23 protein-coding genes are annotated in these 23,690 nt (G+C 46.5%); 14 read left to right on the top strand and 9 right to left on the bottom strand.

All coding sequences use genetic code 11. From position 1 onward, the window contains the following. Window positions 1-204 precede the first annotated feature (204 nt). Window positions 205-1,317, bottom strand: coding sequence for a branched-chain amino acid aminotransferase (locus L3C95_RS28180; protein ID WP_236393523.1), 1,113 nt, complete (start codon window positions 1,315-1,317; stop codon window positions 205-207). 190 nt (window positions 1,318-1,507) lie between these two features. On the opposite strand from L3C95_RS28180, the gene L3C95_RS28175 reads away from it, so the two are divergent. From L3C95_RS28175 to L3C95_RS28120, 12 genes are all read left to right on the top strand, one after another. Continuing rightward, on the top strand, window positions 1,508-2,005 hold the full coding sequence (locus L3C95_RS28175; RefSeq protein WP_236393522.1) for a hypothetical protein: 498 nt from the start codon (window positions 1,508-1,510) through the stop codon (window positions 2,003-2,005). A 36-nt stretch (window positions 2,006-2,041) separates the two neighbouring features. Next, a complete protein-coding gene (gene rdgB, locus L3C95_RS28170) occupies window positions 2,042-2,635 on the top strand; it encodes an RdgB/HAM1 family non-canonical purine NTP pyrophosphatase (RefSeq protein WP_236393521.1) in 594 nt (197 codons plus the stop codon). 56 nt (window positions 2,636-2,691) lie between these two features. After that, window positions 2,692-3,150, top strand: coding sequence for an acyl-CoA thioesterase (locus L3C95_RS28165; protein WP_236393520.1), 459 nt, complete (start codon window positions 2,692-2,694; stop codon window positions 3,148-3,150). Between the two features lie 98 nt (window positions 3,151-3,248). Beyond that, window positions 3,249-3,830 carry a nitroreductase gene (locus tag L3C95_RS28160; RefSeq protein ID WP_236393519.1) on the top strand — a complete coding sequence of 194 codons (582 nt, stop codon included), beginning with the start codon at window positions 3,249-3,251 and terminating at the stop codon, window positions 3,828-3,830. A gap of 84 nt (window positions 3,831-3,914) precedes the next feature. Then, window positions 3,915-6,542 (top strand): mechanosensitive ion channel domain-containing protein, encoded by a 2,628-nt coding sequence (locus tag L3C95_RS28155; RefSeq protein ID WP_410683673.1) that lies wholly within the window; start codon window positions 3,915-3,917, stop codon window positions 6,540-6,542. 54 nt (window positions 6,543-6,596) lie between these two features. Then, complete coding sequence (locus L3C95_RS28150; RefSeq protein WP_236393517.1) at window positions 6,597-7,025, top strand: thioredoxin family protein; 429 nt, start codon at window positions 6,597-6,599, stop codon at window positions 7,023-7,025. A 5-nt stretch (window positions 7,026-7,030) separates the two neighbouring features. Next, window positions 7,031-7,957, top strand: a complete 927-nt coding sequence (locus tag L3C95_RS28145) for an FAD:protein FMN transferase (protein WP_236393516.1) — start codon at window positions 7,031-7,033, stop codon at window positions 7,955-7,957. Beyond that, entirely contained in the window at window positions 7,944-8,180 is a 237-nt protein-coding gene (locus tag L3C95_RS28140; protein WP_236393515.1) for a DUF4266 domain-containing protein, read from the top strand. The genes L3C95_RS28145 and L3C95_RS28140 overlap by 14 nt, the downstream gene beginning before the upstream one ends. 6 nt (window positions 8,181-8,186) lie before the next feature. Continuing rightward, a complete protein-coding gene (locus tag L3C95_RS28135; RefSeq protein ID WP_236393514.1) occupies window positions 8,187-9,401 on the top strand; it encodes a DUF3570 domain-containing protein in 1,215 nt (404 codons plus the stop codon). Between the two features lie 45 nt (window positions 9,402-9,446). Continuing rightward, window positions 9,447-9,608 carry a phosphatidate cytidylyltransferase gene (locus L3C95_RS28130; protein WP_236393513.1) on the top strand — a complete coding sequence of 54 codons (162 nt, stop codon included), beginning with the start codon at window positions 9,447-9,449 and terminating at the stop codon, window positions 9,606-9,608. 167 nt (window positions 9,609-9,775) lie between these two features. After that, entirely contained in the window at window positions 9,776-11,098 is a 1,323-nt protein-coding gene (locus L3C95_RS28125; RefSeq protein WP_236393512.1) for an AAA family ATPase, read from the top strand. Continuing rightward, complete coding sequence (locus L3C95_RS28120; RefSeq protein ID WP_236393511.1) at window positions 11,085-11,783, top strand: RloB family protein; 699 nt, start codon at window positions 11,085-11,087, stop codon at window positions 11,781-11,783. The genes L3C95_RS28125 and L3C95_RS28120 overlap by 14 nt, the downstream gene beginning before the upstream one ends. A gap of 14 nt (window positions 11,784-11,797) precedes the next feature. Here the strand turns inward: L3C95_RS28120 and L3C95_RS28115 are convergent, their stop codons facing one another. From L3C95_RS28115 to L3C95_RS28085, 7 genes are all read right to left on the bottom strand, one after another. Continuing rightward, entirely contained in the window at window positions 11,798-12,085 is a 288-nt protein-coding gene (locus tag L3C95_RS28115) for a GIY-YIG nuclease family protein (protein ID WP_236393504.1), read from the bottom strand. Window positions 12,086-12,287: 202 nt separating this feature from the next. Continuing rightward, a complete protein-coding gene (locus L3C95_RS28110; RefSeq protein ID WP_236393502.1) occupies window positions 12,288-13,430 on the bottom strand; it encodes a glycoside hydrolase family 76 protein in 1,143 nt (380 codons plus the stop codon). Between the two features lie 46 nt (window positions 13,431-13,476). Further along, window positions 13,477-14,622 carry a SusE domain-containing protein gene (locus tag L3C95_RS28105; protein ID WP_236393483.1) on the bottom strand — a complete coding sequence of 382 codons (1,146 nt, stop codon included), beginning with the start codon at window positions 14,620-14,622 and terminating at the stop codon, window positions 13,477-13,479. 32 nt (window positions 14,623-14,654) lie between these two features. Beyond that, window positions 14,655-16,277, bottom strand: a complete 1,623-nt coding sequence (locus L3C95_RS28100) for a RagB/SusD family nutrient uptake outer membrane protein (RefSeq protein ID WP_236393481.1) — start codon at window positions 16,275-16,277, stop codon at window positions 14,655-14,657. A gap of 24 nt (window positions 16,278-16,301) precedes the next feature. After that, window positions 16,302-19,790 carry a TonB-dependent receptor gene (locus L3C95_RS28095; RefSeq protein ID WP_236393479.1) on the bottom strand — a complete coding sequence of 1,163 codons (3,489 nt, stop codon included), beginning with the start codon at window positions 19,788-19,790 and terminating at the stop codon, window positions 16,302-16,304. 53 nt (window positions 19,791-19,843) lie between these two features. Next, window positions 19,844-20,848 carry a FecR family protein gene (locus tag L3C95_RS28090; RefSeq protein WP_236393477.1) on the bottom strand — a complete coding sequence of 335 codons (1,005 nt, stop codon included), beginning with the start codon at window positions 20,846-20,848 and terminating at the stop codon, window positions 19,844-19,846. 41 nt (window positions 20,849-20,889) lie between these two features. Continuing rightward, the gene (locus L3C95_RS28085; protein ID WP_236393465.1) at window positions 20,890-21,489 is read right to left on the bottom strand and encodes an RNA polymerase sigma-70 factor; all 600 of its coding nucleotides are present in this window, start codon (window positions 21,487-21,489) and stop codon (window positions 20,890-20,892) included. A gap of 497 nt (window positions 21,490-21,986) precedes the next feature. Between L3C95_RS28085 and L3C95_RS28080 the strand changes: the two genes are divergently transcribed. After that, a complete protein-coding gene (locus L3C95_RS28080; protein ID WP_236393463.1) occupies window positions 21,987-22,229 on the top strand; it encodes a hypothetical protein in 243 nt (80 codons plus the stop codon). Between the two features lie 105 nt (window positions 22,230-22,334). Then, on the top strand, window positions 22,335-22,754 hold the full coding sequence (locus L3C95_RS28075; RefSeq protein WP_236393460.1) for a hypothetical protein: 420 nt from the start codon (window positions 22,335-22,337) through the stop codon (window positions 22,752-22,754). Here the strand turns inward: L3C95_RS28075 and L3C95_RS28070 are convergent. Beyond that, window positions 22,735-23,628, bottom strand: a complete 894-nt coding sequence (locus L3C95_RS28070; RefSeq protein ID WP_236393459.1) for a DMT family transporter — start codon at window positions 23,626-23,628, stop codon at window positions 22,735-22,737. The genes L3C95_RS28075 and L3C95_RS28070 overlap by 20 nt on opposite strands. Window positions 23,629-23,690 lie beyond the last annotated feature (62 nt).

The following is a 23,690-nucleotide window of genomic DNA, read 5'->3' as shown; positions in this document are numbered from 1 at the left end:
GCTTCATACACCGCTGGGCGGCCCATGGCTTTCTTTTTCATAATTAGTAATTTAATTTAGCTTACGCTTCTTACCAAATATGTAAAGCCAATCCTGAATTAATACACCTTATGACATACATGTGTCTTATCTATCCGGTACCATAAACGAAGGGGGCCATCCGCATTCGCAAATGGCCCCTTACTAACACAACTAAGACTATTTTTAGTGTTTTGATACCTTATAATTCCAGTTACGGGTGTCTTCCGCCCTACCGGTACGGATAGCATCCAGTCTTTCCAGCAGCTCTGCTCCAACAGCATACTTAGTCGTATCCAGGTGGATCTCGTGTTCCTTATAGTGCAGGTCTTCCACATAAGCTACGCTTGATGCGGTGCCTGTACCGAACACTTCTCTCAATGTACCTGCTTTCCAGGCAGCAACGATCTCTTCTATAGACAAAGGCCTTTCCTCTACGGTAAGTCCCATATCTGAGAGGATGTCCATGACACTGGCACGGGTCACCCCGGCCAGAATAGTTCCCTGGGTCAGGTCAGGCGTGATAGCTTTGTTGCCGATGATCGCAAAAACGTTCATGGTACCACACTCCTGTAAATATTTAAATTCCAGTCCGTCTACCCAGAGGATCTGGTCAAATCCCTGTTTACGGGCCTGCATGGTAGGATACATGGCGCCGCCATAGTTACCTGCCGCTTTTGCATAACCTACGCCACCAGGAAAGGCACGTATATATTTATCCTGTACGAGCAATCTGATAGGCTTGTTAAAGTACGGACCGGACGGTGAATTAATGATGACAAATTTGTAAGTGTCAGAGGGCCTTACCCCGATAAATTCATCTGCAGCGATCATAAAAGGTCGCAGGTACAGTGAGCTGCCGTCGTTGGTAGGCACCCAGTCGCGGTCCAGGTCGATCAGCATGTCCATTCCACCAATAAATAACCATTCCGGCACATATGGCATACCCATGCGCTCCGCTGAAGTGTTAAAACGGGCATAGTTGTCATACGGACGGAAGATCATAGGTTCTCCCTGAGGGTCTTTGTAGGCCTTAATACCTTCAAAAATGGCCTGTCCATAATGCCAGGCGGCATTGGAAGGACTTACGGAAAGATGCTGGAACGGCAGGATCTCTGCATTCTTCCATTCCTTTCCATCAAAATCTGCCACCAGCATGTGGTCTGCATACTTTTTTCCGAACACAAGGTTGTTAAAATCGACTTCGTTGATCCGGCTCTTGCTCGTCCGGGTCACTTTGATTCTTTTAACTGCCTCTTCAAGTACGGCGTTTGTTGTTGGATTGTCTACTGCCATCATAAGGACCATTAATTTTTTATTTGTGTTTTGGTGTCTGAATTTCAATTCCCGGTCCTGTTCCCGTATAAAATCTAAAGTCGGAAATCCTGAATCTAAAATTGAATACTCTTACATTTGCTCACTGTCAGATGCAAATAAACTGATTTTTTCCCCAAAGGGGAGCTATACATTAAGTTAAATATACATATACATGTCTTTTGATAAATTGCAACTGGATCCGTACTTATTGGCCAGGATATACACCCAGCCTATCATTCCGGGGAAAAAGGCGCCTGTTGCAGTGGTGACGGAAGCACCTCCTAAAGTGAAATTTTTAGGCGAAAATCAAAAAAACATTGCGCTGTTCATACAAAACGACAGCGAAGCATATTTAAATGAAGAATTATTTAACCTGCTTACCAATATATTAAATGCATGTAAACTGGGTATGCAGGACATCGCGCTTATAAATGTAGCCCAATACCCTGCGATGCCATTTACAACATGGCAAACAGCCCTTCCCATGAAGCAGGCAGTGCTTTTCGGGATCGATCCTGCGTCCATGGGCCTTGAAGCCATTTCCAATTACCAGCTGCTGCAGGTCAGCGGTTGTCAGCTCATCTGCTCCGATCCGCTGCAACTCATTGCGCAGGATAAGGTCCTGAAAGGGAAACTGTGGATGGGGCTGAAACAACTATTGGGTATATAATTATCATTGCCATAGACACTTAATACCGCTTTTCGAATGACACTTGTATTTGCTACCAACAACGAAAACAAGGTAAAGGAGATCCGCTCCCTGCTGGGTGATCATTTTTCCATCATCACACTGAAAGAAGCCGGCATCGATATCGATATTCCTGAACCTCACGATACACTGGAAGATAACGCCAGGGAGAAATCATCTGTCATACATGAAATGACCGGTAAAGACTGTTTTTCTGAGGATACCGGCCTGGAAATAGATGCCCTGAATGGCGCCCCCGGAGTATTGTCCGCCCGTTATGCGGGCGAGCAGAAACAGGCGGATGATAATATCACCCGGGTGCTGCATGAAATGAAAGACCAGGAAAACCGCCAGGCTCATTTCAGAACAGTGATTTCCCTGATACTGAACGGTCAGGAATACCAGTTCACAGGCGTATGCCCGGGCACCATCCTCACAGAAAGACGGGGCAGCAAAGGCTTCGGCTATGACCCCATCTTTGTACCTAACGGAGCCACTCAAACATTTGCAGAAATGGATATGGCGGGCAAAAATCAGTTCAGTCACCGGGCTAAAGCCTTCCAGCAGCTGATCACTTTTCTGAAAGAAGCTGCCAATAAACCACTTTCCTGAAATGACCGGTAACCATACCTTATTTCAGCTTCACATTTGTAATTGTATTATCTAATATGGCAAGAGTAAAAATAACGATGCCGGAAAAACTGGGTTTCACCACGCAGATACCGGTACGAATAACAGATATCAACTACGGCGGACACGTAGGCAACGATTCTGTCCTGTCCATCCTCCACCAGGCCAGAGTTGACTTTCTCAAATCCATGGGATTTGAAGAAAGAGGCCCGGACGATGGCGTGATTATGGCCGACGCTGCCCTGATCTATAAAGGAGAAGGCTTTGCAGGTGATGTTTTTGACATAGCCATCGGTGTTGCAGATATCACACCTTTCGGCTTTGATATGTATTACAGAATAACAACCCTCCGCGAGGGCAAAACAGTCCTGATCACCGAAGCAAAATCAGGCATGATCTTCTTCGATTATAATGCCCGCAAGGTGGCAAGACTACCGGAAGAATGGAAAGAAAAACTGGCAGTGTACGATCAGGACACAGTATCTACCGGAAAATAAACTATGAGGAAAAATTGCTGTCTTAATTGACAGATCATAGAAACGGAAACCAATAATGGGAGTCCCTCCCGAAAAAACATAAACAATCAGGAAAAAGAATGGGAACAGTTAATCTGACGAGTATTATCAAACAGCGCCGTAATATCAAACCGGCCAGCATGAATGGAAAGAAGATCCCGGACGAACAGGTACAGGAATTACTGGAACTGGCCGACTGGGCGCCAACACACGGATATACAGAGCCATGGTATTTTGTAGTGTTCAGCGGAGAGGCCGTAAAACGCTTCTGCCAGGATCATGCAAACCTTTATAAAGCCAACACACCTGCCGAGAAATTTGCACAGGCCAGTTACGAGAAACTACAGCAGCAAGGGGATCTTGCATCTCACATTATCGCTATCTGTATGAAAAGAGGCAGCAAACCAGCCATCCCCGAGGTGGAAGAAATCGCTTCCGTTGCCTGCGCTACCCAGAACTTGTGGCTGGGGGCTACAGAAAGAGGATTTGCCGGTTACTGGGGTTCCGGTGGAATGACGTTCCACCCTGCCATGAAAGAATATCTTTCCTTGCGTGACGAAGACAAAGTGCTTGGTTTCTTTTACCTCGGATTTACTGACGAACAGATCCCCGAAGGTCGAAGACTGAAGCCGAAAGAAGAGAAAGTGAAATGGGAAAAGTAAACTGATCAGGGATTGAGAACAGGAATACGGGCAATGCATTTCCTGTTCTCAATCCCCGATTTCTTCATTCCTAATTTTAACAGCATGCGGAACCATATTCTCCCGAAAATATTATCCTGCTTTTTATTGCTGCTGCTTTGTGCCCATCTTCATGCGCAGAATAAACCCACCTCTCCGAAACCGTTAGACAGTGCTGCCCTCAGCAAGATCATTTCCCAGCAGGTAAAAGATACCTCCTCCGGAAAGTCTACGATCAAACTGTCAGATACCTCCGTCGCTATTATCATCAGCCGGCTGGAAACCTATACCCTGATGCTGAACCAGGTGATGAGCACCTTACGCCGTGGTCTGGACACGGTGGAGATCAGTGAGAGTATTCCCCTGATTGACTCCTCCATGATGGTGGTGAAACGGGATATGGCTGCTATCGGCAGCACCAACAATATGCACGACCTCTATACCAACAGGGTATTATTGGTGCAGCTGGAAAGAAAGCTGGACGGCTGGCAGGATCAGCTTTTCAGATTTCATGATAAGCTGGTGAACATCTCCGACACCCTGCAGATCCTCAGGAAAGACACTACTATGCGTAATTTTCCAGCGGAAGACGAACTGAGGGACATTTACGTCGGACAAATGGCCACCCTCATACAAAAATGGCGGCAGGTAGACAGTGCTAACAAGACCAACCTTCTGCACCTTGGCTTAGTGCAGAATAAAGTAGCTAAAAGATATATTGATGTTACGAACCTCCTGGAAGACATGGACTTCCAGTTGTCCAGGTTTTCACAGCGTTTGTTCAACAAGGATTTCAGCTATCTCTGGGAGCCTCCACTCCCCGGTAAAAAAGGTCCAAAATTTCCGCAGGTATTAAACCGTTCCATTCGTAAGAATATTAACATCCTTAAGATCTTCTTTGCTGTACACGGGCCTGTATACCTGTTATGGTTCCTGGTTGCCGCATTGTTTCTCTGGTGGGTAACCTTCAATGCTCGGAAAGTAAAACGCAAACATGAAGACCGGGAGGCAGAAAACATCCTGCTGCAATCCCGCTACCTCTACCGGTATCCGGTAGCCAGCACTATCCTGCTGGTGTCGACGCTTTCCTTCCTGATCTCCATCCAGTATCCTATCATGTATACGGGTATCTGCTGGATCATCACTGCCATTGCAACTACCTGTATCATTCGTCATAATATGCCGGCCAATCTTTACAAACGATGGCTATTGCTGGTACTGCTGCTGGTCATATACTGCATTAACAACCTGTTGATCCAGGTAACGTTCACCGAGCAATGGGGCGTCTTTATTGGCGGTATTGCGTCTATTGTGCTGGGTAGCTACCTGTTGCGTACGCTCCGGCACACCACCCTGCCGCTACCTAAATATTCAAGGTCTGCCATCTGGCTGTTTATGGCACTCAGCGGACTCTCCGTTATATTGGTGGTACTGGCCCGGGTCTCTGCTGCCAAGATCATGGGAGCAGCTGCCGTGGTGAGCATCACGATGGCGCCAGGTGTCATTCTGATGGTCGAAGTCCTGATGGAAGCCATCTACCTCCAGGTGGAGGCCAAGAAGGATTCCAGCACCTTCATCTCCATGATCGACTACCAGAATATCAAGGACCGCCTCAAGACTATCTTCTATGTAGCGGCTTTCATAGGCTGGCTGGCACTGATAGCACGCAACCTGTACCTGTACGATGGCCTTTACGAGCTCATTTCTGACATGCTGGTGGCTGAGCGAAAGATCGGCAACTTTACGTTCTCCTTTAGCAGTGTGATTATTTTCCTACTGATCATCTGGCTGTCGACCATCGTTACACAGATCATTTCCTACCTGCTGGGATATACAGGCCAAACGGCGCAACCGCATAAGAAACTGGGGTCCGCCATGCTGCTGATACGCCTGGCCGTATTGGGAGCCGGTACGCTACTGGCTTTTGCCGCTTCAGGCATTCCGATGGATAAGCTGGCCATTGTAGTGGGAGCGCTGGGTGTAGGTATCGGTTTCGGTTTACAGAATATTGTGAACAACCTGGTATCGGGAGTGATCCTCGCATTTGAAAAACCCATTGAGGTAGGCGATGTCATTGAACTGGGCGCCCGTACCGGCGTGGTCAAAGAAATCGGGATACGTTCCAGTAAGATCTCTGCCGGGGATGGCTCCGAAGTAATTGTACCTAACGGCGACCTTATAGCACAACAACTGGTGAACTGGACACTGACCAACAGAACACGACGTGTAGACGTACTGGTAGGTATTGCCTACGGTGCTGATCTGAAAAAGGCCCTGAGCGTTGTAAAAGAATATCTCGAAAACCTTGACGATATCCTCAAAACACCGGAACCTGTCGTATTGCTGCAGAACTTCCGTGATATAGGCGTAGATATTCAGGCCATGTTCTGGATCAGCGACCTGGGACAGGCAGGCACTGTTAAAAGCCAGGTTTTGACGGACATCTACATCAAACTTCAGGAAGCGGGTATCAGCATCGCCTATCCGAGACCGCAACAGGTACAGATCAATATGGAACCTGGTATATGGAAAGAGCCGTCAACCACCTCAATACCGGTTACACCGGCTGCGCCTGTAACGGCAGTAAAGCCTTCACCTGTTGTACCTCCGTCGGAAATTCCGCCTCAGGAGCCTCCAACGAATATATCACCAAAGCCGGGGAGGGGCACGGGCGAGGCCGGCGATGTGAAGTAAAATTCCCCTACATTTGTAGCAGGTAACCAAGCCACAACATAAACTTATCGCGATATGCGAAGTATTCTGTTCCTGCTTCTAATTGTAGCCTTAAGGGGATCTGCTCATGCCCAGGTCCTCCAGTACCCTGATAAAGCATTTGAACTGGCCCAGGCCTCCGGCAAAAAAGTGATGCTGGTGTTTTCCGGGTCAGATTGGTGCATTCCTTGTATCAGATTTAATAAACAAATACTATCGGATAGCAGCTTTCTAAGCTTCGCCGGGGAGAACCTCGTACTCCTGGAGGCTGATTTTCCCCAGCGGAAAAAGATAGCAGCTCCACTCCGCTCTCAATACGATTCATTGGCAGCGGCTTTTAATCCGCAAGGCGCCTTTCCACAGGTAGTACTGTTAAGTCCAGGTAAAAAACTGGTGGCATACGTACCTTACAGGGAAGAAACGCCCGCCGGCTTTATCTCAACGCTTAAACACCTGCTTCAATAGTCGCCATGCACAGCAGTAAGCTTCATACCAGGTTAATGGGCTCCGATTTTGAGCTGATAGCTTGCGGAGCAACAGAAGCGATAGCTGCCAGACGGCTACAGGAAGGCGTATCGGAGATACAAAGGATAGAAGCCCTCCTCACGGTGTTCAATGAAAGTTCTGTCACAGCGCAAATCAATGCGCAGGCAGGCGGAGCACCGGTATCTATACCTCCCGAAGTGTACCAGCTGATACATCGTTGTAATAAGATCAGTACCATTACACAGGGCGCTTTTGATATATCTGCCGGTGTATTGAAAAAGCTGTTCAACTTTAAATACGAACACTTTACCTGGCCGGAAAAAACAGCAATAGACCAGGCCATGCAATGCATAGGCTTCCAGCATATTGCCCTGTTGAACAATCACTGTATACAGCTGAAACGCAACGGCATGCGCATTGAGTTCGGAGGCATTGGTAAAGGCTACGCGGCAGACAGGGTAAAGGCGCTCTGGATAGCTGATGGCGCTACCAGCGGCGTAATAAATGCCAGCGGCGACCTCACCGCCTGGGGTACCCAACCAGATGGCGGCCCCTGGAAGGTAGGGATCGCCCATCCTGACGATCCAGGGAAGGCACTACTGTGGCTACCCGTGAACAATGCATCCGTAGCTACCTCAGGGAACTATGAACAATACGTGGAGCGTGGCGGCATCCGTTACTCCCACAATATCGATCCACGAAAAGGATGGCCGGTACCCTATATCAAAAGTGTAACCGTAGTCAGCCCCAGCGCGGAACTATCCGATGCACTGGCTACCGCCATCACCGTCATGGGGCCTGTCGTAGGCATCGACCTGGTGAACCAGCTGCCGGATGTACACTGCGTCATTATCGACGGGAGGAATAAAGTCATTCAATCGGATAACATTCAAATACATGCAAAAGGCTAACAGCAGCCGCATTCTGCTTATTGCCACAGGTACATTACTGGTATTGTTGGTCATGCAGTCATGCGTGGCAGTAAAGCCATATCAGCGGATGTATCTCAACGATGAGAGTATGCAACTGGGTAAAAGAGGAATAGAAAAATTTGACGAAAACGTACATACTTACCGTGAAGGAAGCAGTGGGGGTGGTAGTGGGAAGAGCAGCGGAGGATGTGGTTGTAACTGATCTTAAATGAAAAGACTATTTATTGCGGCAGGATTGCTGGCAGCCTATTTCACGGCATCTGCGCAAAAAGGAATCGACAGTACGGCGTATAAGAAACAAAAGATCTCTCAGACAGACATACAGGTATTGTTCTCCTTCTACACGCAGGATGGAAATCATTCAGCCGTAACCGGAGGAACAGGTACAGAAAACCTGCAGGTCTATGCTACAGATGTATCCATCTCCCATCAACGGGATTCCGTGCATACCTTTGATCTTGGATTTGGAATAGATGTTATCACTTCGGCATCTACTGACCATATTGATATGGTGATGTCTTCTGCCTCCCGGCACGACAACCGTTTCCATCTCAATGCCGGTTATAGCCGCCTGTTGAAGAAACCCCGGCTACGTGTCGGTATCAATAGTGGCCTGTCGCTGGAATCAGACTATCTTTCTGTTCCTGTCGGTGTCTCGGTATCGCACGACAATGCAGATCACAGCCGGCAATGGTCAGCCGCTCTGCAGTATTACTACGATGACCTTCGCTGGGGAAGATTTGATCCCGACTATTACAGCCCGGAAACACTGGTCTACCCTTCAGAGTTAAGAGATACCGCCTGGTTCAATATCTATACACGGCAATCCTACAACCTCAATCTCGCCCTCTATCAGGTGGTGAATCAGCGGATGCAGTTTGCGGTTTTCCCCGAACTGGTTTATCAGAGAGGATTACTCTCTACTCCTTTCCACAGGGTGTACTTTAACGACGAGAATACCCTAAGAGTGGAAAACCTGCCACGGGAAAGGTGGAAGTTCCCCATAGGTTTCCAGTTCAACGTGTTCGTGGGCAGAAATACCATCATCCGTTCCTATTATCGCTTTTACCACGATAACTTCGGTATCACCGGACATACCATACAGCTGGAAGTTCCGGTAAAGACAAGTCCTCAGTTTACCTTATCTCCCCTCCTGCGGTTTTATACCCAGACAGGCGCGAGATATTTCAAGCCTTATGAGCAGCATAATATCAATGAAACCTTCTACACATCCGACTATGACCTGAGCCGGTTCAACAGTTATAAAGCCGGCATCAGCGCCCGCTATGCATTGCTGAAACCAATGTTCCGTCATTACTCTTTTCAGGAGATAGGGCTGCGCTATGCCTTCTACAAACGCTCAGACCAGCTGTCGGCCCACACGGTATCGCTGCTGCTGGATTTTAAGCATAGTAAAGGATAGCGGTACTGGCATGACGTATGATATATATTCTGAAAAAGAGAGTATATGAGAAACTTACAACTGGGCCTGCTGGCCTTTGCCGTTATGTTATTGAGCAGCTGTGAAGTAGTGGGAGGAATTTTTAAAGCGGGCGTATGGGTAGGTGTGCTGGCGGTCGCATTTGTGGTGATTATTATTATTTGGCTGATAGGGAGAGCAAGGAGATAATATTGACCTTCTACTGATAGATAACCGGGATAATCTCCCGGTTATTTTTTGTGTGGGTGTGTCAAACTAAGAAAAATGGCGTATTGCGCTCTTAAATGGCCTTAATTTCACCATAATTTGAATAATGAATCCGATTTTTGCAATAATAAAGCAAAAACCAGGATATTATGCTTATCCAATTCTCTGTCTCAAATTTCAAGACGTTTAAGAATAAGGCCACACTTAACCTGATCGCATCAAACTATGACAAAGAAACCCGTGAGGAAGAAAACATCATTCAGATCCCGGAGTTTGGTTTGAGGATATTAAAGAGCGCTGTGGTCTATGGTGCAAATGCAAGTGGCAAGAGCAGGTTTATGGATGCCATAACCTTTATGAAAAACTTTGTAATCAGGTCATCTACTGATCGGTTAAAAGGAGATCCGATAAATGTTGACCTGTTTAGACTTGCCACTGATACAGAGAATGGCGCTGCCGAATTCGAAATATTGTTTCTTCACAACAACGAAATGTACCGGTATGGCTTTGAAATAACCAAACAGGCTGTATTGGCGGAATGGCTTTATCACAGACCCAAAACAAAGGAAATTGAAATTTTCTACAGGGAGGGCCAGCGATTTGAATTCCATGTCAAAAGATTTTCCAAAGGGTATACCCTTGCCAAGGAAGATCTCGTCAGAGAAAATGCATTGTTGCTTACAGTGGCAGCCCAGTTCAATGACCAGCTGTCTGGTGAGATAGTTAACTGGTTTAAAAAACTTAAAGTAATATCAGGATTACAGGAACATCGCTACCAGGGATTTACCATGGACAAAACAGAAGATGCCGTCCAGAAAAAAAGAATACTTGAATTGTTATCAGCTGCAGATCTGGGTATTCATGACATCATACTGGAGCGTGTTGACCCTGATAATCTGCCGGCAGATATGCCCAAAAGACTAAAGGAACTCATTCAGCAAAAAGTAAGTGAAGAGAATGCGGAGTTCATCTCCGATATACTCACTACACATCGCAGGTATGATGCGGATAATAACTATGTTGGTGATGCTAAATTTTCTCTTGAAGATGATGAATCATCCGGCACCTTCAAGTTCTTTTCACTAACAGGCCCTGTTCTGGATGCGCTGGAACATGGCTATCCCTTATTTATAGATGAACTGGATTCCAAGTTGCATCCTAACCTGGTTTGTAAACTTATAGAGTTGTTCAATTCTGCGACATATAATCCACAGAATTCGCAGCTTGTATTTAATACACATGATACTAACCTTTTAAGTTCCGGCCTTTTCAGAAGAGACCAGATATGGTTCACCGAAAAAGACAGATATGGCGCGGCATCATTGTATTCATTGAGCGATTTTAAATCAGAGGTAAGAAGAACAGAGAACTTCGAAAGCAATTATATTCAGGGTAAGTATGGCGCTATTCCATTCCTGACTGATTTTTCAGCACCATTTTCATCCCAAAAAATACCTGATGACAAAAAATAGAAAAACTAGAAACCAACCACATGAAGAGTGGCAGCTACAATTCAGACAACAACGTAGAAATCCGCCTTCCTTAAAGAGAGCAGCCCCCTTCCTTACTGAAAAACCAACTATCCTGATTGTCAGCGAAGGTGAAAATACGGAACCATCTTATTTCAGGAAGTTCCGACTTTCATCTGCTACCATAAAGGCCATCGGCGACGGACGTAATACCGTCTCTGTAGTAAAACAGGCCATAGAATTATCGTCAAAGCGGCATTATGAACAGGTCTGGTGCGTATTTGATAAAGACGACTTTCCGGCTAAAGATTTTAATAGTGCAATTGCAATGGCTGCAGCGAATAATATCAAGGCGGGTTATTCAAATCAGGCTTTCGAGTATTGGCTGATTCTTAACTTCGCAGATCACCAGGGAGGCAAAATGAATCGAAAAGATTATCATCACGTTATAGATACTTATACCCGTCCATTGGGAGTACGTTATAATGGCAAGACCGATAAACAAATATCAGAGGATCTCTTTGACGCATTAATGGCTATTGATAATGTAACTAATGTAAAAAGAGTTGAATTGGCCATCAGTCGTGCTAAGAGAAATTATAAGGCCGTCGCTCATCTAAGTCCTGCTGAGCAGCAATCTGTTTCAACGGTTTTCAGACTTGTAGAGGAAATACTGAAATATGCGTGATTAGCTACCCCATGTCACTCCGGTAACGCCGTCCCTATATACCCATCCCGATAATACTCCTCCTGGATCCTCCCCCATATCCATGCCCGTCCTTTCCCTGATTTCAACAACCATTCCCGCCTCATTGCATCCTGCTTGTCTTCAAAATGTTCCAGGTAGATAACCTCCCAGGGACGGTAAGGCAAGGTTCCCTTTTGTCTGCCATGTTCATTATGGAAATGGAACCTCTTCAGGAGGTCAGTAGTGTGACCAGTATAAACCTTCTGGAACTGGCGGGAAAAAAGGACATAGACGGTATACATAGATAATATTATTCACTGAAATAAGTAAAGGTTACCCCGTTGGGGTAACCTTTCTTTTTGCCTTCATCTCATAGGAGAAACGAAGATACTTATTTTATCATGGCATGCCGGACCAAAATTTCCATCATATCACACTGATCGGGAATAACTTATAATTTCAAATGTTTGTTGTCACGTACTTTTTTGTCGCACCATACCAGTTTTAATCAATCAGTTCCAGCTCTTTCAGCCTGGCCACTGCTTCAATCAGCATCGCGCCACTGAGTTGTGTAGTAAGATCGGTAGTAGCAGCTGTCTTTATCCAGCTGGTGTTGTATATCACCTGCGGACGGCTAGTACCCTGCAGCCACATCGTCTGTGCATTCAGCTGCAGGAAGCTGACAAACTTGGCAGCATCCGTACTGCTAAGGCTTCCATCAGTGATCAGCAGCATCATGTAACGCACCAGGATGCCTTTGAACAAACCACCGTCTCCACCACCTTCATCTTTCATGATGTTATTGCTGCTGAACTCACCTGCCAGTGAGTTGTTCGCCGTTTTCATCGCATCTCCGATGTAAGTCTGCTCTCCGGTGATCTTGTACAATTCTACGGCGGCGCCAATGAAGACGCCCTGGTTATAAGTGAACTTCCAGCTCTTGTTGGTACCACTGCCGTCCAGGCCGTCCCATACCAGACCAGTAACAGGATCAACCAGGTTATCTTTCTGCCATTGGTAGATCTTTTTGGCCCAGGCCAGGTCTTCCCCGTTACGGTTCAGCTGATACATGCGGGAGGCGATGATAGACGCCGGCGCATTGGCGGGTGTATTCTTGTTCTGGCGGTCTTTATTCCAGTAGATGCCACCGCCCCAGGTATCATCCCAACCACCTTTGATATCGTTCCATAACAGTTCTGCTGTTGTTTTATAACGGTCGTCGCTGGTGGCTTCGTAGGCCCGCAGGCAGGCCAACGCCATCCACTCCATGTCATCGTAGAAATGGTTGATATAGGTATTGCCATTCTTGGCCTTCATACCGTCCAGCAACTCATCCATACGTGATTTGACAGCAGCGTCGTTCGTACGCAGATAAATGTCTGTTAGTACATCCAGCGCATGCGCATTCGGCCAGTAGTTGAAAGTGAGATCGCCTGCATTGTTCTTATTGAAGTACTTGCCACTCTGATTGAAAAAATTACTGATCAGGGACGAGGCAGAAGAATCAGCAATAGCTGGCCAGTTGTATTTATAGGTCGCCTTACCGGCGCCAGGACCCGGCCCGTCATCCACAGGCTCTTTCAGGCAAGAGGTGAAGGTGGCGGCCATGGCGGCTGTTATTGTGAATAGAAGAAATATCCGACGCATAAGCTTTTTGATTGATCATTTACGTGATGTGAATACCGGTACCGGATTAACGCACAATTACCTGGTGCGTGTAAGTTTTATCCGGAGAGAAATACAGTTTCACATCACAATTTTTACCATCCACTTCTGAAGCAAACTTGTAACAGTAGTTATACTGATCGCTGTTGGCGATAGGCCTTAATTCCCAGAAAGAAAGCGGTGTAGTAGCTGTAGGACGACTGTTATCTGCATTGGAACTGCCAAACCATTCTGTTCCTGCAGTACCATCAGCCGCCTTCACGCTTACGCGGAATTTATAACGCTCGTCACGGCCCCATGATTCCTGGTAGAAATTGATCAGTTTATTTTCGAATGTCCAGGTACCATTGGTGGTGTAGGTCAGGTCATACATGATGCCATTTTCAGGTGCAAACCACAGTCCGATAGCAGTGATCTCTGTAATGGTAGCAGCCGTGTTGTTGAAGTCCAGGCGCAGACGGTATACTTTTGTACCGCCTGATTGTGTGCTCTCCCCTCCTTCTTTCAGCGCAGCGCCATCAATGAAGTAGGTAGTAGGTGTCCCGGCATTTCTGTCAACGAATTTATATTTACCATCCTTCAGGGAAGTATAGATCTCAAATACACCTGGAGCAGTCGACTTCAACTTGACAGCCTGTGCCAGATCTGCACCTGCTTCAGTAGCATCTCCTGTCAGGTAAACATCCACAGGGATTTCAGCAAAACCATTAGGTCTCTCCACTTCTATTGTGCGGGATTCTGCCGCCGGTTGTATGTTATATCCTTTGGAAGCATTCACGGTCCATTTCAGTTTACCGGTAGCCAGGGCGGCAATACCAGCCTTACCGGCAATGCTGTTCAGGTCTTTGTGGGAAAGTGTCAGTTTGTTCTGCACACCACCACCATCAGAAGTGATTTTGGCAATCGGATTGGAGAAGTCGCCACCATCTTTATCTATCACCACTTCATACAGCACCAGCGATCCGTCTTCAGCACGCGCCTGATCCCACTCAAAGCTTACTGTAGCACTGGTAGCAGGTTGCAGCTTAATGTATTTATCGTCTACAGGAGCATTCAGCCTGCTCACGGGCGTTAAGTTGGTATTCAGTTCATGATCGTCTTTTCCACAACCGGTCAGTATAAGTCCCAGTGAAACCGGCAGTGCAAGGAGTATATTGGCGAAAAATGTCTTCATATCGTATCAGTTTGAAAATATTAATGTGGATTTTACCAATCCTGGTTCTGGCCAAGATTCGTGTTCTGATCGCGTTCAAACGTGGGCACAGGCCACAGGTAATGCTTAGGATTGATGAAAGTTCTGTCTTCCACGATGATGTAACCATTAGCATCTGTTCTGAATGCACCTCCGGATACTTTGATACCTCTCACAGGTTTGTTCATCACCTGCTCAGCAATCTTCCAGCGGCGGATGTCTAAGGCGCGAACGCCTTCAAATGCCAGTTCAGCTCTTCTTTCGCGGCGCACAATGGTACGTAGTGCATCCTGCGCTACACCCGGGAATTCCAATGCACCGGCATCGTTAAAGCCTGCACGCGTACGCAAAGCACGGATCGTCTGGTTCCATACACCTGCGTCCAGCTGACTCAGTTCGTTCTTCGCTTCAGCGTACATCAGCAGTACATCTGCATAACGGATCACGATAAGGTTTAAACCTGAGCTGTAGTTGGTGGCAGTACGATCGTAATATTTATAGAAGTAATAACCGGTAGGAGAAGCACCCTGATCATCTACGCTGTTGGTAGCAGGATTAGAACCTGGTTTGGTCAGGATAGTCTGCACTTTACCGTCAAAGTCTGTGATGGTAGAACCATCATGCAGGATAGTTGCGTTCAAACGGGGATCCCTGTTTGTGTAAGGATCATTCTCGTTGTAACCAGAACCTGCTTCCCTGATACCCTTTCCGTTCAGCATGATATAGTCATCCACGAGGTCCTGTGTGGGCACCAGCGTACTTCTCAGCAGCGCCACTGTCTGTGGCAGGAAATTACGCTGAGAGCCATGAGTGCGACCGCCGCCATATTGTATATCGAAGATCACCTCGCTATTGTACTCATTGGCGGTGGTGAAGATGTTACTGTAATTGTTCAGCAACGCATAGGTGCCATTGCTGGTATTGCCGATGAGCAACTCACAGTCATTGATCGCCTCCTGCCATTCACTTTTGAACATATGGACCCGCGCACTCAGTGCAATAGCTGCACCACGGGTAATACGGCCTTTGTCTTTCTCCTGGTATCCGCCATTAGCGCCGGTATAGTTATTCACAGGCAGGTCAGCACGGATAGCAGCCAGCTCAGACTGGATGAAATCGAGAATGGTGTTTTTGTTTGTGCGAGAGATGCTTTTGGCTTCTTCGATGGTGATCAGATTAGTGTAAAAAGGTACATCACCAAACCAGCTCACTAACTGGAAATAGGAATACGCACGGATGAATCTCGCTTCTGCCAGGATGCGGTGTTTCAGTGTTGAATCCAGCGCAGGCACTCTGTCTATGTTTGTTGTTACGATGTTACATTTACGGATGCAGGTGAAGCGGTATTTCCATTCTTCCGTCAGCCGTTTGTTGGATGGATCGTAAGCACCGGATGCAATGGTAGAAACAGCATTGTAACCGATACCGTTTACAAAACCGTTGTCACTGAGCGCTTCGTCACCGAAATAATAACTATCGTCAGATAGGTTCTCATAACAGCTGGCAAGCGCTGCCAGTGCATCATCAGCAGTCCGCCAGTAGGCGGCGTCTGTATAATCGCGCGTAATAGGCTGATCCAGCTTACGGCAGGAGAACAGCACAACGGCGCAAAGTATTGGCAATAATAATTTCTTCATACTAATGAACATTGAACACTATTATCAGAATTTCAGGTCCAGACCAAATGAGAACGTGGCTGCATTTGGATAACTACGTCCTGCGATAGCGTTATAGTTGGTAAAGGACAGTTTATCGTCAAACTGTGTGAATTCCGGATCCACACCCAGGTCGCGGAAGCGGCGGGGAGTGAATGTCAGCAGGTTCTGACTGGTGAAGTAAACCCTTGCGCTCTGGATACGCAGCGTCTGACTAACACTACGTGGCAGCGTATAGCCCAGTTGCAGGTTCTTTAAGCGCAGGTATTTGGTATCGAACAACCAGTAGTCGGAATACGCAAAGTTGTTGGCGTCAGCAGTACCGATAGTCAGCCTTGGATAGCTGGCATCAGGATTGGTAGGCGTCCAGCGGTCCAGGTGTTGTTCGAAAGCATGGTCCTCATTGTTATGGAATGCCTCTACGATATCACCACGCAGGAACTGGCTTCTCTTGCCCACTCCCTGCCAGAACATAGAGAAATCCCAGTTCTTCCAGTTAGCCGCATAGTTAAATCCGAAAGTATAACGAGGGAATGGATTGCCGAATACATAGCGGTCATCGGCATCAATAGTACCATCGTTGTTGCGGTCGATGTAGCGGATATCGCCCGGCATTACCTGCTGGTTGTAGGCGAACGGTACTTTAGGAGCGTTCTTGATATCGTCCAGGTTCTGGTACAAACCGTTTGATTTATAACCATAGTAGGAAGCGATCGGGAAACCTTCTTTTACGATGAAGGTGAAGTCAGAACCCTGTATGGACTGTTCACCGTATTTCACCACCTTATTCAGGTTGTCAGACAGGTTACCGGAAATTGTGTGGTTAACATTTCCTGTTTTTGCATGATAAGACACTGTAAGTTCCCAGCCTTTGTTCTGTACCTTACCAACATTCTGCAGGGAAGCGCCGATACCAGCGGTACCAGGCACCACCTGGAACAGGTAGATACCATCTGTGTTCTTATTGAAATAATCGAAAGATGCGGAGACCTTGTTGTTAAAGAGATCTACATCCACACCATAGTTGCTCATAGTAGAGATCTCCCATTGCAATGTTTCATTGTAAGCGGAGAAATCGGCGCCGGTGTTAGGCGTATTGTTGAACGGATATTTACCGGTGTTCAGGGTTACCCTGGCCAGATAGTTGAAACCACCGATGTTGGAGTTACCCACCTGTCCCCAGGAATAGCGGAATTTCACGTTACCATACTTTTCTCTGAAGTCTTCAAAGAATGCTTCATCTGTGATTCTCCAACCCAGTGAGAAAGCCGGGAAGAACTGCCAGCGGTGACCAGGCGCCAGTTTGGAAGAACCGTCATAACGCCAGGTGAATTCCGCCAGGTATTTGTCGTTGTAAGCGTAGTTCACTCTTCCGAAAAGAGAGTTCAGTGCATACAGGTTAGGATTCACGAACTCATTGTAAGTACCGATGTTGGCGTAGTCGAATGTACCGTCCGGCTTAGGAATGTATCCACCACCGATGGCCCAGTCGTCGTCAAGATTGGTAGTACCATAACGGGTCGCTTTCAGTCCATACTCTTCATTGATGGCATCACTACGGCCACCCACCTGTGCTTTCAGATAGTGTTTGCCGAAAGTATTCTCATACTCTGCAGTAGCATATACGTTTGAGGCAAGATCTTTGAATTCGTATTCATACATCCTGTTATACAATGGAGGATTGGCCGTAGTATAGTAAGGAGCGTAAGTGTATTTATTCTGACGATCGGTCTGATTAGTGATCGTGTAGGTACCTGAGGCGTTGAAATTAAGTTTGAAATGTTTTACCGGTGTAATGGTAACGTCCAGACCGCCCAACAGGTTGTCTTTCTCTTCCTTGTTAAATCCGCCGTATTTCAGCTGAGCCAGTACGTTGTTACTGTTCAGAGATGGCACTACAAAATTACCGAGAGAATCCAGTACCGGGTAGATGCGTGGCGTACGGATAGCATCCCTGATCAGGAAGCCGATATCCGCCTGTTGCCGGCGTTTGATGCCTTTGGTGTAGGCAAGGTTCACATTTACTTTTACGTACTTACTTACATCTACTGCGAGGTTAGCCCTGGCATTGTAACGTTTGTAGTAGAAGTCTTCCGTCACATAGGAGTTCTGCAGCATATTGCCCTGATTCACATATCCAAGAGAAACGAGGTAGCTGCTGGACTTACCGCCACCCGTCATGCTGAGGCTATGGTTCTGCATCGGTGTATAGTCGCGCAGCATTTCCGTCAGGTATGCAGGTTCGGAACCACGTTTATGCCAGTAGTTGATATTGTCGGGAGAGAACTGTGGCGTTTTGCCGGAGTTTACCAGCGCTTCATTTTTCAATGTCATGTACTCCCATGCTTCCACGTTACGGGGCAGCGTGGTAGGTGTCTGAAAGCCATACATGCCATTGTAGGTAACACTTGGTTTCTCGTCTTTCTTACCTCTTTTGGTGGTAATATAAATAACGCCGTTGGCAGCCTGTGAACCATAGATGGCGGAAGAAGCAGCATCTTTCAATACGGAGATGCTTTCTACATCGTAGGGGTTCAGGTTTTGTAAACCGTCGCGGCCTGCCTGCACACCATCGATGATGATGAGCGGAGCATTACCTGTCAGACTGCCAACGCCGCGTATGTTGAGGGTCATCTGTGCGCCCGGCTCTGCATTGTTCTGCTGGAGTATCAGGTTGGGCGCTGTTCCCTGTAAGGCCTGGAACATATTGGCAACGGGCCGGCTCTCAATATCTTTAGTGGAGATCGTATTGATAGCCGCCGTTACCTGTGTTTTCTTTTGTGAACCGTAAGCAGTGATCACTACCTCTCCCAGGTCCTTAGAGTCGGCAGTAAGCATTACGGTAATATTAGTTCTTCCGCTGATCCCTACTTCCGATGGGATGTAACCAACGGAAGAGCAGACCAAGGTACCATTGGCTTGCCCAGCTGGGATCTTTAGCGTAAAAAAACCCTGATCATTTGAAGTGGTGCCAATACTGGAACCCTGCAAACGAACATTCACATTCGGGATACCTTCACCCTTATTGTCAACGATCCGGCCATTGATCGTGATTTCAGCCTGCTGCGTAGGAGTAGGTGTCGCCTGGCGCAGAATGATCTTGTTGTTGATCATTTCAAACTTAATGTCCAGTGGTGACAATACCATTTCCAGTACCTCTCCCAGTTTTTTGTCTTTAACAGACAGGGAGATCTTCTGCGCTGCTTTTATTTCATCATTTGAATAGACAAACACATAGGGTGTCTGCTTTTCTATTTTTTCCAGTACCTGTCCCAGTAGTTCATTGCTTACCTGGAGACTGATACGGTTTTCAAGTGGGATATCGGTGTCCCTTACCTGTTGGCCCTGCCCATATGCAGGATGATTTGCTTCAGCAGCAAATGCACTCTGCGCTTTCAGGTCCAGCATGTTCAATAATGCCATGCAGACAAAAAGCGGCAGGAACAACGAGCGGAAAAGTCCCGAAAAACGCATGGGTAGCGGTCTTTCTTTCATAACGCAGCTGTTTGTGAATTGATTTGATTGATTAATAAATGGAACGTGAACGACTATTCAGTGATCAGTAATGTGCTATCAGTGATGGTGTAGTGGAACGCTTTCGACCTGGCGAGATAATACATGATATCCTGCAGGCTGTTGTTCTGGAAAGACCCTGTAAGCCGGTAATAGCGTGGCGCATCACTTCCAAAGCTCACCTTCTTGCCAAATGTTCTTTCCAGTTCTGATGCTATTTCTTCCAGCGTCCTGTCGCGGAATACCAGCCTTCCTTCTGTCCAGGCTTTATCATCTTCTGCGGACGTTGTTTCTTTTACGATAGCTTCTTCTTTATCATCAGCCACCGTCTGGCGATAGGTCACTTTTTCATCTGGTGTTATATAAATGGTGTCGGGCCGTTGTCCCGCTGCTACCACCGGAATGAATGCTACTTTACCTGTTCTGACAGATGTTTGTACCGCTTCATTTTCATATGCACGGATGTTGAAGGAAGTTCCGAGCACGTGTATGGTACCGGAAGAAAGATGTACAATGAACGGTTTCTTCGGATTAGCGGCAATATCAAAGAAGGCTTCACCGGTGAGGTACACGTCACGGGTATTGTTGTTGAACACTTCCGGATAAGACAACTTACTGTCAGCGTTCAGCCAGATCTTACTACCATCGGCCAGTTCTATTGTAGCCTTGGTAGCCTTGCCGTTCTGTCTTTCCATCAGCTTAGCCACTTCCGCCTGCTGTTGACGGGGCCTGAGTACCACAACGGCAACAGCAGTGATTAATACGGCGGCAGCGGCTATGCCAACCCATCTCCAGGGGAACATCCTTTTTACAGGAGTTGTACCGATATTGATCCTGGACATGGTACGTTGTAATGCTTGTTCTGTTTCAGCAGAAGAATGATATGCCGATACTGTGAAGTACTGTTGCAGCAGCTGGTAGCTTTCACGGAGTTCAGGATATTCCTGCAACATCATTTCAAGCTCCTGCTGTTCTGCTGTGGTAGCTTCTCCAGCCAGTTTCCTGGCGGCTAACGTGGTAAATAATTCTTCGTTTATCATACGCGATTGTACTAGAAGGACCGGGAGAATGGAAAAACTACTTACAGCGAATCCGGTTTTTTATTTTTTGCTTTCATCCTGTTGGCAACGTACGGCCCTATTACTTCATTCAGGCGCTTCATGGCGCGGAACAATTGGGTCTCTACAGTACGGGGAGAAATATTGAGGATCTCTGCTACATCTTTGTATTTAAATCCTTCTTCTTTGATCAGTTTAAACACACGGCGACACTGATCCGGGAGACGGCCTACTTCCTGGTCCATTTTAAAAAGGATCTCTTTCCATTCCATTGTACGTTCGGGATCGATGGAGTTGGTCAGTTCAGAAAGTCCGGATTCGTCATTCAGGGGGGCGATCCGCAGGGAGGAGTATTGTTCGAGGTAATTCAGCGACTGATTTTTCACAGCCACAAAAAGGTATACTTCGAGATTGGCGACTTTTTCCAGATCTTCCCGGCGGTTCCAGATCTTTACGAACACGTCTGAAACAATCTCTTCAGCGGCTTCACGCGTGTAAACATACTGGATAGCGAAATATAACAGACGGTCATAGAAATGACGGAACAGCTCTGAAAAAGCCTTTTCATCGCCATCACACGCAATCTGCCGTTGCCAGTTTCTGATGTTTTCATTGTTGATCATACTGCACTGAGCTTCATTTACAAGTCCCCCGGGGGTAAATATAAGGATGATTATCGCGGAATTCTTCCCCCTGTAATGTTGGTATAGTCCTAAATTGTCATGATCAAGATAACTTTGCAAGATATCCGATCAAGATCTTATCAGTTCCCACAACGGTGTTATTAAATGTATCTATCCGGTTGCCGGCAGGCATAGTACTCAATGGGCTTTAAAATTTTTGCTATCAGTTTTCTACACGTGTGATTCCCAGTTCGTTCTGTGTTGGCCCCGCCCAGTCTGTGTTGCCGGCTGGTCCGGAAATTGATCCGGTATCTATTCAAGGACAGAGGATTTTTGAAAACTACTTACAGGAGTAAAAAAAATATTTGGGAAGTGTTGGATTAGGAATAATTTTAAATCGCGTCATAACTATATATAAAAGAACTTTTAAGTGTTTTTTTGACAGAAAATGCGTAATTTTAATAGCTATGACTAAAACCAGAAAATCATAATCAGATATGATGTCATCTACATTTACTACCATATTGGTGATTATTGCGGTGTTCGCTTCACTGTCATCTTTGGGCTTAACGCTGTTACGCGCATCCAGAGAAACAGCAAGACTCAAGAGAATCCGCCGTTATCCACCAAAAGCGCTGGTGGTAGAAGACAAATCAGGACATGTTGTAGTGCTTGATCTCGAAAAACAGAATGATACACAACAGATACTCCGTACCCTCGATGTATTATTAGGGAAATAGTTTTCATCATTTCAATTTCACCTTATCACTATCGCCTGGTCAAAATACCATCATCCACTATATTATTTATCCATAACTATTATCCTATAAAACCATTTTCATTCGTTGGAACAAGAAAATTCACTGGTTGCTAACCCATCCACGCAATCTTCCAATACCCAGCAACCGACTTCGACATCAGCCAGCATAGCCGGCGCAGGAGGTGGTACCTTACTGGTGCTGCTGGCCAACAATCTACCTGACACTTACCCCCTTAAATCATGGCTGGTCATTATAGCGCCCAGCGTAACCATTGTATTGTCCCTGTTCTGGAAATATATTTCCCGGAAGTCCAATGCATATTTCAAAGTCAAGAAAGTAGAAAGGTCTAAAAAACTGCTGTTACAGAAAATTGAAAATGCCCTTCAGAACGGGATAATATCTGAAAAGGAAGCAGCGGTGCTGAAAAAGAAAATGCGGGAGATCGAGCTGCAAAGCATCGATAACCTGGCTAATAAGATCAAGTCTATTGATTTTGAGGAATAGTAGATTGTTTTCTGAACTTCTCCTGTTGGGCCAGATAAAGGCCTCCAATCACCAGTATGGTACCGGCGAAGGTGTACCAGGTGATTGGCTCGTTCAGGAGTATCCAGGAGTACAGGAAGCCAAATACCGGGCATAGGAACAACCAGAGAGATGCCCGGACAGCATCCTTACGCACAAGATAGAACCATAACTGCAAGGCAATTACGGATACAGGTAATATCAGCCAGCCTACAGAGAGCCAGAACTGCGCATTGAAGTGTGTGGTCTTAAAATTGGCAAAGAGCCCCGTAACAGGAATAAATAACAGTCCTCCCAGGAACACCTGCCAGCCATTTATAACCAGGCTGGAAAGCCGCCAGTTGATCCGCGCATAATATACAGTGGCAACAGATACGGAAAACATCCCCAGCATAAGGATCACAATACCGCCAACAGTGGCATGACTGTCCAGCAGTAAAGGATAGGTTGCCATGGCAACACCTGCCATACCCAGGAACATACCGGTAACTTCATACCACTTTAATGGCCGCTTTAACCACAAGGCAGAGATGACCATAATAAACAGTGGATTGGTAGCGGTAGCCAGACTCCCGATCCCTGCGGATACTGTTTTCATCGCAATAACAAAACAACCCAGGTAAACGGTGGTATTCAGACAACCGAAGATGATCAGGTGCAGCCATTCCTTCCCTTGCGGCATTGCATGTTGCCCTTTTCTGATAAGATAGGCGTAGAGCAGCATCCCCCCTCCTGCCAGGAAAAACCTGACATTGGCCAGGATCAGCGGATCTGCTGCATGAATACCAAATTTTGTGGCAACTGCAGCAGATGCCCACAGTAAAGCAAAGAGAAGACCTATTACAAGCTGGCGCATTATTATCCTATCGGTTTGTAAACGGGTATAAAAGTAGGTAATTCCTGATGTTATTTTAACAA

Origin of the sequence: Chitinophaga filiformis, from assembly GCF_021646545.1 — a bacterium.
GTDB lineage: Bacteria > Bacteroidota > Bacteroidia > Chitinophagales > Chitinophagaceae > Chitinophaga > Chitinophaga filiformis_A.
This window is presented reverse-complemented; position numbering and strand designations above follow the sequence as displayed.

Excerpts from the sequence above, each read along its gene's own strand:
- L3C95_RS28130 (WP_236393513.1), top strand. The coding sequence starts at position 9,447 with ATGAGAAACTTACAACTGGGCCTGCTGGCCTTTGCCGTTATGTTATTG.
- L3C95_RS28080 (WP_236393463.1), top strand. The coding sequence starts at position 21,987 with ATGATGTCATCTACATTTACTACCATATTGGTGATTATTGCGGTGTTC.
- L3C95_RS28135 (WP_236393514.1), top strand. The coding sequence starts at position 8,187 with ATGAAAAGACTATTTATTGCGGCAGGATTGCTGGCAGCCTATTTCACG.
- L3C95_RS28095 (WP_236393479.1), bottom strand. The coding sequence starts at position 19,790 with ATGAAAGAAAGACCGCTACCCATGCGTTTTTCGGGACTTTTCCGCTCG.
- L3C95_RS28120 (WP_236393511.1), top strand. The coding sequence starts at position 11,085 with ATGACAAAAAATAGAAAAACTAGAAACCAACCACATGAAGAGTGGCAG.
- L3C95_RS28090 (WP_236393477.1), bottom strand. The coding sequence starts at position 20,848 with ATGATAAACGAAGAATTATTTACCACGTTAGCCGCCAGGAAACTGGCT.
- L3C95_RS28160 (WP_236393519.1), top strand. The coding sequence starts at position 3,249 with ATGGGAACAGTTAATCTGACGAGTATTATCAAACAGCGCCGTAATATC.
- L3C95_RS28085 (WP_236393465.1), bottom strand. The coding sequence starts at position 21,489 with ATGATCAACAATGAAAACATCAGAAACTGGCAACGGCAGATTGCGTGT.
- L3C95_RS28175 (WP_236393522.1), top strand. The coding sequence starts at position 1,508 with ATGTCTTTTGATAAATTGCAACTGGATCCGTACTTATTGGCCAGGATA.
- rdgB (WP_236393521.1), top strand. The coding sequence starts at position 2,042 with ATGACACTTGTATTTGCTACCAACAACGAAAACAAGGTAAAGGAGATC.
- L3C95_RS28150 (WP_236393517.1), top strand. The coding sequence starts at position 6,597 with ATGCGAAGTATTCTGTTCCTGCTTCTAATTGTAGCCTTAAGGGGATCT.
- L3C95_RS28145 (WP_236393516.1), top strand. The coding sequence starts at position 7,031 with ATGCACAGCAGTAAGCTTCATACCAGGTTAATGGGCTCCGATTTTGAG.
- L3C95_RS28165 (WP_236393520.1), top strand. The coding sequence starts at position 2,692 with ATGGCAAGAGTAAAAATAACGATGCCGGAAAAACTGGGTTTCACCACG.
- L3C95_RS28155 (WP_410683673.1), top strand. The coding sequence starts at position 3,915 with ATGCGGAACCATATTCTCCCGAAAATATTATCCTGCTTTTTATTGCTG.
- L3C95_RS28125 (WP_236393512.1), top strand. The coding sequence starts at position 9,776 with ATGCTTATCCAATTCTCTGTCTCAAATTTCAAGACGTTTAAGAATAAG.
- L3C95_RS28180 (WP_236393523.1), bottom strand. The coding sequence starts at position 1,317 with ATGATGGCAGTAGACAATCCAACAACAAACGCCGTACTTGAAGAGGCA.
- L3C95_RS28140 (WP_236393515.1), top strand. The coding sequence starts at position 7,944 with ATGCAAAAGGCTAACAGCAGCCGCATTCTGCTTATTGCCACAGGTACA.
- L3C95_RS28070 (WP_236393459.1), bottom strand. The coding sequence starts at position 23,628 with ATGCGCCAGCTTGTAATAGGTCTTCTCTTTGCTTTACTGTGGGCATCT.
- L3C95_RS28115 (WP_236393504.1), bottom strand. The coding sequence starts at position 12,085 with ATGTATACCGTCTATGTCCTTTTTTCCCGCCAGTTCCAGAAGGTTTAT.
- L3C95_RS28105 (WP_236393483.1), bottom strand. The coding sequence starts at position 14,622 with ATGAAGACATTTTTCGCCAATATACTCCTTGCACTGCCGGTTTCACTG.
- L3C95_RS28100 (WP_236393481.1), bottom strand. The coding sequence starts at position 16,277 with ATGAAGAAATTATTATTGCCAATACTTTGCGCCGTTGTGCTGTTCTCC.
- L3C95_RS28110 (WP_236393502.1), bottom strand. The coding sequence starts at position 13,430 with ATGCGTCGGATATTTCTTCTATTCACAATAACAGCCGCCATGGCCGCC.